A 9,845-nucleotide genomic window follows, 5' to 3' on the forward strand; every position below is an offset into this window, starting at 1 on the left:
CCACCTTATGGATAATCAACAGGCGTGTAAAAAAGCCTCCTATTCGGAAGCTTTATCTCTTAAGAGGAATTGCTCTATCTCTTGCTCACTTAACTCATCCGGTGTAGTCCCTCTCTCCTGACTATAGCAATATGCAAAACGCTTAACGTACGAAAATATCCGTTTCGTGATGTGACCACTAGAAGAGTGTGTAGAGAGACTGCATACTCCTTTTGTGTTAAAAAAGCTCTTCTAATTGTACTTGGAAGCCTTGCAGGACATGTGATTTAATTATACCTTGCTCCCGTACAACATCCATTTGCTGGTACTGCATACTTTCGTCTAACACATACAATTGGATTGCATTTAACATTGGATTGATTATCCAATATTCTTTAACGCCGTACTGCATGTAGAGGTTTAGCTTAAATACAAGGTCATGAGATTGGTTGGATGGACTTAGGATTTCTATAATAATAGCAGGAACTCCGATATATTTATTCTCCATAAAGCCGTTTTTATCGTAGATTATAGATAAATCTGGTATAACAATTTTCTTTCCATCCACACCTTCTTTTTGCAATTCTACATTGAATGGTGCGTGGAAGACTTCGCACCCGCTCTTTTTCTGGTCTAAAAAGTTAAACAACCTGGCATGTAACCGACTCGAAATACGCTGGTGCTTTGTGGATGGGGATGGAGACATAAATACAACGCCATCTACATATTCCAATAAGTTGTCCGTCTTTTCGCGCATTACGTAAAATTCTTCTATACTTACGAACCTTTCTTGCGCCAAGCTCATTTTCCCACCATCCTTTTCCCGATTATATACAGATTATAATACATTTTTGCCTTTCTTTTTGCCATGTATAACAGGGAACTGTAATGCCCCCCATTGTCAAGACACTTTCGAAAAGAAAATAAGTTATGTCCTCCTGTCTTTATAAATGGGGTAGTGCAAATTCCTGACGACCGCTTGACACGGAGCCTTGGTATTTCGCTTTAATCCAGACATAATCCAGCATCAAATTATTTAAGAGATTCGTCTGCCGCGTGTGCTTTTCCTTTTATCCAGAGCTTCCGTTTATGTTTCTGATCCTTTATTCCTTCTTAGGTGCTAGTGTCGGTGCAGGGCTTGTGTTTGGTATTGGTTCACTCGCCAAAGGAGGGGTAACGCCTGTACGTCTTGTGTTGGCTAGAGCCGCGGTCAGTGCGCTGTTAGTTGCGTTAAGCGAAGGTATTGCGCTTTATTTTCGCATCGGTCAGGATTTGGCTTTTTGGTATGCGGGCGGAGTGGGGGGACCAATTGGTTGCAACTTAAAATTATGTTTCCGTGGATCGGGGGCGCAATTATCGCCGTGGTGATTCTCTCCCGATCGGTAACGTTGCTTAGCCTCAGAGAGGATATCGCCGTTAGACTCGAGCATGCTCATAGTCCTTATTCTGGCTGGTTTTGCCGTCGCGGTAGTCGGCTCCATCGGTTTTATTGGATTGACTATTCCACATGTGACGCGATTTCTAGTCGGAGTTGATTATCATTCGATTATTCCTTGTTCAGCGGTGCTCGGCAGCCTGTTTGTCGTGTTCGCTGATCTTGGCTCAAGAATGATCAACCCACCGTATGAAATACCGCTTGGTGCGCTGATTGCCTTACTTGGGGTCCCGTTCTTCCTTTATCTGGCGCGGTCAAAAGCCTGACCTTCACCATTAGACTTAGGATAAGAATCCGATAAACTTGAAATTGTAAATTTCTAGAGGGAAAATTACTGCGCTTGTCAAGCCAATGGAGGAACCATAAAGGAAAGTTTATATAAACAAAAACTCTTTCTTTTTTGTAAAAAAACTTCGTTAATCTATAATGTAATAATAATGATGAATTGTAGAGGAGAGAAGGACTTGAAGCTGCAAATGAATACTCAAAATCTGGATTGTATCTTTGAGCAATTTAGGGATATCACGTCGCCATCGATCAAGCTTGCAATACAAAAGAATCCGTTTAACGTTTCGGTACGACGTTCTGCTGTGCGGCTTATCATCAAGAGACATACATAACCACCCAGACTCAAAAAATAAAGTGCTAGACTGCGAAAATAATGTTATATACAGAGAAAATATAGAATTAGACTAACAATACGCTACTAAGCACCCAAGTATTGTTCTAAATAGAACATGTGTTTAGCCAGTAAATGTATATAAGTTACACTTGATAGTTTGACATGATAACGTGGTTGAAAGTAGGAAATTCGGAAAAAAGAAGAGGTTGGATGCGCCCTGCGCTCCGGCAGAAGAAAGGCCAGCTGTCTTTTTCTGACTGCTCCCGTCCGTCTTTTCCTACCTATCACAAAAGTTTGTCAATTTATCAAACCAGATGTATATAGTTTAAATTTGTGACCCGATAAAGCTATTTTGTTGTAAAATAATATATAGCTTTGAAAGGAGATGAAAGTTGATGATGTATTCACCACTTTTTGAAAATGATGTACCTGTAATCATTCTCCCTTAACGGAAGAATGATTACGTCTCCGTTAAGGACATAAATAATTGTCTATAAAACGGAGGGCAAAAATGAAAAACACCTTACTTGGTTCATTATATTTATCACTCGCCGCCAGTATTTGGGGCGGAATGTATGTTGTCGTTAAAGTCGTGGTTGACATTGTACCACCACTTGAATTAGTATGGCTTCGCTATGTAATTGCTCTTTTAGCATTACTAATTATCGGAGTCATAACCAAACAATCATGGCGTGTCGCGAAACGTGACTGGCTATTAATCATTTTGATTGGGTTAATTGGGAATACGATTTCCATCGTAACCCAAGAGGTCGGAACAATGCTTTCCTCTGCACAAATGGGAGCCATTATTACATCAACGACACCTGCTTTTATGGTTTTGTTTGCACGAATCATCCTTAAAGAAACAATTACTGCAAAGAAAGCAATTTCTATTGTTTTAGCAACCATTGGTGTTTGTGTTATTGTCGGAACTGCTCAAATCGATCCCTCAAATCAGCTAGGTGGCATATCCCTGATTATCGCAGCATTAACGTGGTCACTTATGTCTGTCCTTGTAAAGCGTGTACCAGGGCAATATTCGCAAATTGTCGTAACAAGCTACAGTATCCTTGTTGCTGTTGCCTTTCTAACGCCTTTTACACTTGGGAGATTAACTAAGCTTGATTTTCAAGCGATAATGCAGCCCTCTATTTGGGGAGGCCTGCTATATTTGGGGGTTATTTCTACTGCGTGTGGTTTTTTGCTGTGGAATCGAGGCTTGCAAAAGCTTAACGCTTCCAGTGGCGGATTATTTTTCTTTTTTCAGCCGATAGTTGGCACTTTTTTAGGTTGGTTATTACTAGGCGAACAGATTGGTTTGTCTTTTTGGGTGGGTACAGTATTAATTTTTATTGGGGTGCTATTAGTCATTCGCGACGATAAACCCCAGAAAGAAACTAAAAATGTGTTAAATGAATAGGAATACTGACAAAAACAGCGACAGTCTAGGACTTTATTTTCTCGCCCTAGATTGCCGCTGTTGTTCTTTGCGCGGGTCAGTCTAAAACTAATTAAATATTTAGCAGTTTGGCCATGGAAATATAACCAGTACAACATTTCGGTCACAAAATGTAAAGTTCCGACTTTTTGTAGACTAATTACTTATTTTTCACATGCGTTTGTCCCTAGTGTCAGCTACGCCGGTACTGGGCCGTAAAAGGTCATCAAGGGGAATGACCATGCTTTCAGATTTTGTCCCTGCAATCATTGGGTTAGCAATTTGTATCAGCTTAATTTATTTTAATGTATGATACCAACTGCTGCCAGGGCCCCAACACGAGCAGAAGCGAAGAAACGTACTTTTGAGTACATTGCGTGTTTCTACAATGGAAAGAGAATCCATTCTCCGCTCGGGTACTTCATGCCCAATCAATACGAAAGTATGTACCAATCAGAGGCGTAATTCTCTCGATTCCATGTGTCTAATCTATTGACGGAGGTTCAATTTTTATGTCATTTCATCATCTTACTTATTTCAAAAAACAAGTGATGAAAGAAAACGAGCAACTCAAACAAAACCTCACTTGCTGAAAATTATTTTCTTTGAATATCATGACTTGTCCCCCTGTTACATTGCTGCTTCGCATGGTACAATAATTGGGAAATTATGCAGACCGGATTGTCTGGTCTGAAAGGAGAGATGTCATTATGATGAATATGAAAATTGCCGAGATTGTAGAGGTTAAAGTTACAGGAATCCTCCCTTCAGTCGGACGTTAACTCCATTCTGCAGTAAGGATTCACTGTGACTGGTTTTTGCTACGTGCTTTTAACGAAACCATTCTCAGGAGGAGTCCGATTATGAATCAACAATTACTAGAAAAATTGAAAGCATGGGGTTGGAATGATACGTTTACTTATTATTTCACCCCTTACGATGAACAAGGCTACAGCGTGGGACGTGTCACTTTGGAGCATAAACGAATGTATCGCATATTGACCGAACATGGGGAACTGCTGGCCGAAGTTTCCGGGAAGATGCGTTATACAGCAACCAAACGGGAGGACTATCCTGCCATAGGGGACTGGGTGGTCATTCGCCCCCGCGCGGAAGAGAAAAAGGCAACCATCCATGCCGTACTTCCACGCAAAAGCAAGTTTTCCCGTAAGGCCGCCGGAGATGCGATAGAGGAGCAAATTGTTGCTGCCAACGTAGATACTGTGTTTCTTGTCAATGCTCTAAACAACGATTTTAATCTACGTCGGATAGAACGTTACCTTATTCTTGCCTGGGAGAGTGGGGCGACCCCAGTGATCGTCTTGAGCAAGGCTGATTTATGTAACGATGTGGAGCGCTGGATAGCGGAAGTACAGTCCATTGCTATAGGTGTGCCGATTCATGCTGTTAGCACAAAATTGAAAGACGGTCTGGAGGAGCTGACACCCTATCTGCGAGAGGGTACCACCATTGCATTGATGGGCTCTTCAGGTGTAGGAAAATCTACGTTGATTAACCATTTGAGCGGAAAAGACATGCAGCATGTCAATGAGGCTCGACAGGGCGACGACCGTGGGCGGCATACTACCACACACCGCGAGTTATTTCGTTTGCCAGGCGGTGGTTTGCTGATCGATACTCCGGGCATGAGGGAATTGCAACTGTGGGAAGCAGATGAAGGTTTTCGGGGAGCCTTTGACGACATTGAATCTCTCACGGCAGCATGCCGCTTTCATGATTGTAGACATATTCAAGAACCGGGCTGCGCCGTTCAGGCAGCGCTTGTCGACGGTTCTCTGGCACGTTCCCGTTTTGACAGCTATCTGAAGCTGCAGCGGGAATTAGCTCATCTGGCCCGTAAGGAAGAGCTTCGTCTGCAAGCGGCGGAAAAAGAGAAGCGGAAAAAAATTCACACAAAGCTCCGCCACAGAAAACCTAGACAATAAGTAACGATCCTCAATTCAATCATTTAACACCGTCTGTACTAGCAGATGGTTAGGGCGTGGAGAAACCTTCCAGTTTTCCACGCCCTTATTCATCGAGAAAAAAGTGCATGAAAATCGTAGGTTTTCTCTTTTTGACAGTGTTCATCGCTCTAATCAATTTTGCTCCAACATAATTTGACACTTGCAGGAAGTAGATATAAAATACAATGAATTCAATAAATCAATTGAATAGTTGAGGTGTTGTGCTTATGAATGTAGAACGAAAATGGAAAGACCAACTTTATCAGGAGTTTGCTCGTATTGGTAAGTGCCTTTCAAGCCCGAAGCGTTTGGAACTCATGGATTTATTGGCGCAAGGTCCCAAATCTGTTGACCAACTAGCTAAGAATACGGGTATGAGTGTCGCCAACGTATCCCAGCATTTGCAAACGTTGTATGATTCAAGGTTGGTCCGATTCACTAAGAAGGGTAATTATGTGATTTATGAGCTTGCTGAATTATCCATTGCTGATTTTATGGTGTCTTTACATCGCTTGAGTGAAAAACAATTAGTTGAGATTCAGCGGTTAAAGACTGAAATTCTACAACATCATGAAAGAATGGAACCTATTGAATTGGAAAAACTAGTAGAACGAATGGAGAAAGGTGAAGTTTTGTTGTTAGATGTAAGGCCGAGGGAAGAGTATGAAATGGCGCATATTCCTGGTGCAATTTCTATTCCTGTTGAGGAATTGGAAAAGCATCTTGCATCATTGCCAACAAATAAGGAGATTGTAGCGTACTGCCGTGGTCCATATTGTCTTATGTCTGCTCAAGCGGTTGAAATAATGAGGACGAAAGGTATTAAGGCTTCTCGTTTAGAGGAAGGCGTACACGAATGGCATCATTATGTTGAGGATTCGCGTAGATCAAATGAAGGAGGTTTTATTTTATGAAATTAGGTATTATTTTGGAGACAAAAGAGCTTGAAAAGGCATGGAATGCTTTTCGTTTCGCTAACACATCGCTCAAACGACAACATGAGGTCAAAGTCTTTCTCATGGGTGAAGCTGTGGAATGCGAGGAAATTCGGGATCCAAAGTTCAATGTACATGAAGAGATGCAAAAATTTATTAACCTAAATGGAGTTCTTTACGCGTGTGGAACTTGCCTTAAATCAAGAAAATTAGAGGACCAAACTTCTTGCCCGATCTCAACTATGAATGATTGTGTTGATCTCGTGGAATGGGCAGATAAAATGGTGACTTTCTAAAAGCTCATACCTAGAAAGGTGGTTCTGAGCGATGTCGCATGAACCCTATAGAATAAATGAAAGCCATTTGCAAAATTACGTTGATTCTCCAGATATGCAGAAACAGCTATATAAACGAACTTTGCTCATCGTAGTCTTATCACAAATTTTTGGTGGTGCAGGACTAGCTGCAGGTGTCACTGTCGGAGCGCTCCTTGCTCAGGATATGCTAGGCACGGAAAGTTCTGCAGGCATTCCTGCAGCGTTGTTCACACTGGGTTCTGCTGTAGCCGCATTGCTTGTTGGGCGTCTTTCTCAACGTTCCGGACGTCGTTTTGGACTCGCAGCAGGATTTATTACAGGTGGTATTGGCGCAATAGGGGTCGTATTTGCAGCGATGAGTCATAGTATCGTACTTCTGCTCGCTTCGCTGTTTATCTATGGTGCAGGTACAGCAACAAATTTACAAGCACGTTATGCAGGTACAGATCTAGCAAGGCCAACACAAAGGGCAACAGCAGTCAGTATTGCAATGGTTTCTACTACACTCGGTGCCGTCGCAGGTCCAAACTTAGTGGGTGTAATGGGCAAATTCGCTTTGTCACTTGGTGTCCCTGCACTTGCTGGACCCTTCATACTAGCTGCGGTTGCCTACATCTTTGCCGGCCTGGTTTTTTTTGGCTTCCTCCGTCCAGATCCATTCATTGTCGCGAAGGCTATTGCTGATATCCGGAAAGATGAGAGCAACTCCTCAGACGTGAAAACAAATACACTAACAATAAACAACCGAGGAATCATTGTCGGAGCTACCGTAATGATCTTAACCCAAATCGTAATGATCGCAATTATGACAATGACCCCAATACATATGAAGCACCATGGTCATAGTTTGGGGGATGTCGGATTAGTTATAGGCATTCATATTGGCTCGATGTACCTCCCATCTCTTGTGACAGGCATTCTTGTGGACAAGGTTGGCCGCACTGCGATGTCGTTTGCTTCTGGTGGTACTTTACTTGCTGCTGGAATTGTCGCAGCTGTTGCACCGGCTGATTCCATGTGGGGTCTTATCTTCGCTCTCGCTTTACTAGGGCTTGGCTGGAACTTTGGCTTGATTAGCGGGACAGCTCTTATTGTGGATTCGACTGATCTTTCGTCTCGCGCAAAAACTCAAGGAACAATTGATGTTTTAATTGCTTTAGCTGGTGCTTCGGGCGGGGCACTTTCAGGAATGGTTGTAGCTCATTCCAGTTATGCAACACTCTCTCTCGCAGGAGGATTCCTTTCACTACTATTGATACCAGTCGGCATATGGTATCATAGCAGTCGTAAAATCAATAGATCAGAAAACATCCCCTTATAAATTGAAGGATTCTTTATTATATACGTCGGTTACACCTTTAGCGTGGTGAAAACCGGCTTTTTTGCTGTTCAAAACCCCTTAGCGTTGTAAATCCACGTTTTGCCGGCGGTACCCCGTTTAGAAGTGGGAGACTTCTCATATTCATTGTGGGCTAAAAGGTATATGAGCTGCTTTCGGGGGGATGAACCGAGGCATCAGGCTACTGTATGATAAGGTCTAGCTATTTTTTGAAAATTGAACTCTTCCTAGTTTAATTATAGCATATAAAAAATGGTCAATATAGACTATTTATTCTCATTTACTACTGCTAAAATGCAATAGAACTTTTAATGAGATTTCGATCATGATGGTTCCCCAGAACATCATGATCGAAGGAATCGCAAATAAATATATCAAAGAAACCAAAAGAAATGTAATGGTTAGGAGAGATGTTGGAGGGTTAAATTTAGGAGAATTATCAAAAATTCAAGGAATACAAGTACCAGAAGGATTTTGTGTTACAACAGCGGGATATCAAAAAGCCATCGAACAAAACGAAACGTATCATGCTTTGTTGGATCGACTAACAATGCTAAAAGTAGAAGATCGAGATCAAATTGGTGAAATCATTGCAGGTGAGTACAAACGAGAAAATCTTCCGGCCAAAGCTATTGTAGGTCTACCCGTTTCTTTCGGGGCTATAGAGGGGCGAGCACATGTCATCTTAAATATGTAAGATGCTGATCTAGAAGATGGAGATATTTTAGTCGCCTCCTTTACTAACCCTAGCTAGACACCATTGTTTGTATCCATAAAGGGCCTAGTCACCGAAGTTGGTGGACTGATGACCTATGGAGCAGTTATCGCACGTGAATATGGCTTACCAGCAGTCGTCGGGGTGGAAAATGCCACCAAACTGATAAAAGATGGACAACGAATTCGCGTGCATGGAACAGAAGGGTATATCGAAATATTGTAATTGCTGAATACGTCCAAATCGGTCAGGGAAGTTCATTATCCAAAGGGACAATCCGGTGTTTGCACTTTGTAGACAGCGGAGCAGATTTCACGGCAATATTTAAACAAGATTCGTTGAAAGCTGATTAAGAGAATGGTATGTGAATCGCATACAACGAACTTATAGGCACGTAGGTTTACATTTCTGGCACAATCGCCATTTTTTTGAAGTGTAAAAGTGAAGTGTGATAGAATGAGCACAAGAGAAAAGGCAAGCGAAGGGACCACTTGAGAAGGGGTCTTTTTTTGTGATTCTACTTCATAGTAACGACTTCGTTATCACTACGTACAAGCACTCAAAAGATGAAAAAATAAAAAAGGACCAGTCTAAATGACTGGCTGGAAAAGAAATATTATGAAGCCAAAACGAGCGCTCTATCCCCATTAGAGCGCCAAATAATACTATAGCACAAGCCTATGAACGGATGAAATGGACAAATTATGGTAATCGGGAGGACATAAAATGCCCAAATATGAGTCATGATATGAAGTTAACAAAAGCTACGAACAATGCTCTCCACACCATGCTATTATTAGCTGTTGATTCTCCCGATAAGCATATTGGTGTGGCAAAATTAGCAGAACGTCAAGAAGTTTCAACGACATATTTATCTAAGAATGACTGCCTACTTTCTATATAAATTACACTTGATATTTTGATAAGATAGCGTGGTTGGAAGGAGGAGGTTCGGAAAAAAGAAGAGGTTAGATGCGCCCTGGCTCCGACAGAAAGAAGGCTAGCGTGTCTTTTTCCGACCGCTCCCGCCCTGGTTAAAAATGCCGTGCTTGACCACATTTTCGATCAATGGCTGGATCGTAAGCGGAGGAAGAAGTA

General features: G+C 41.9%; 7 protein-coding genes and 3 pseudogenes. 9 read left to right on the forward strand and 1 reads right to left on the reverse strand.

Features of this window, described 5'->3' with window-relative positions; genetic code table 11:
- Positions 1 to 217: 217 nt before the first annotated feature.
- Positions 218 to 784, reverse strand: a complete 567-nt coding sequence (locus HMPREF0083_RS19850; RefSeq protein WP_021623501.1) for a Uma2 family endonuclease — start codon at positions 782 to 784, stop codon at positions 218 to 220.
- A 239-nt stretch (positions 785 to 1,023) separates the two neighbouring features.
- On the opposite strand from HMPREF0083_RS19850, the pseudogene HMPREF0083_RS27430 reads away from it, so the two are divergent.
- From HMPREF0083_RS27430 to HMPREF0083_RS27445, 9 genes and pseudogenes are all read left to right on the forward strand, one after another.
- Positions 1,024 to 1,680: pseudogene (locus tag HMPREF0083_RS27430) on the forward strand (FecCD family ABC transporter permease); the annotation flags it as partial.
- Between the two features lie 867 nt (positions 1,681 to 2,547).
- Positions 2,548 to 3,456: a DMT family transporter gene (locus HMPREF0083_RS19860; RefSeq protein WP_021623506.1), complete on the forward strand. Its 909-nt coding sequence runs from the start codon at positions 2,548 to 2,550 to the stop codon at positions 3,454 to 3,456.
- 327 nt (positions 3,457 to 3,783) lie between these two features.
- A complete protein-coding gene (locus HMPREF0083_RS27435) occupies positions 3,784 to 3,939 on the forward strand; it encodes an IS3 family transposase (protein WP_081696130.1) in 156 nt (51 codons plus the stop codon).
- A gap of 398 nt (positions 3,940 to 4,337) precedes the next feature.
- Positions 4,338 to 5,420 carry a ribosome small subunit-dependent GTPase A gene (gene rsgA / locus HMPREF0083_RS19865; protein WP_021623508.1) on the forward strand — a complete coding sequence of 361 codons (1,083 nt, stop codon included), beginning with the start codon at positions 4,338 to 4,340 and terminating at the stop codon, positions 5,418 to 5,420.
- 248 nt (positions 5,421 to 5,668) lie between these two features.
- The gene (locus tag HMPREF0083_RS19870; protein ID WP_021623509.1) at positions 5,669 to 6,355 is read left to right on the forward strand and encodes an ArsR/SmtB family transcription factor; all 687 of its coding nucleotides are present in this window, start codon (positions 5,669 to 5,671) and stop codon (positions 6,353 to 6,355) included.
- Complete coding sequence (locus HMPREF0083_RS19875; RefSeq protein WP_021623510.1) at positions 6,352 to 6,672, forward strand: DsrE/DsrF/TusD sulfur relay family protein; 321 nt, start codon at positions 6,352 to 6,354, stop codon at positions 6,670 to 6,672. The genes HMPREF0083_RS19870 and HMPREF0083_RS19875 overlap by 4 nt, the downstream gene beginning before the upstream one ends.
- A 31-nt stretch (positions 6,673 to 6,703) precedes the next feature.
- Positions 6,704 to 8,014: an MFS transporter gene (locus HMPREF0083_RS19880; protein WP_021623511.1), complete on the forward strand. Its 1,311-nt coding sequence runs from the start codon at positions 6,704 to 6,706 to the stop codon at positions 8,012 to 8,014.
- A 415-nt stretch (positions 8,015 to 8,429) separates the two neighbouring features.
- A pseudogene (locus HMPREF0083_RS27440) lies at positions 8,430 to 8,972 on the forward strand (PEP-utilizing enzyme).
- A gap of 523 nt (positions 8,973 to 9,495) precedes the next feature.
- Positions 9,496 to 9,627: pseudogene (locus HMPREF0083_RS27445) on the forward strand (Rrf2 family transcriptional regulator); the annotation flags it as partial.
- Positions 9,628 to 9,845 lie beyond the last annotated feature (218 nt).

This window comes from Aneurinibacillus aneurinilyticus ATCC 12856 (assembly GCF_000466385.1).
Classification (GTDB): domain Bacteria; phylum Bacillota; class Bacilli; order Aneurinibacillales; family Aneurinibacillaceae; genus Aneurinibacillus; species Aneurinibacillus aneurinilyticus.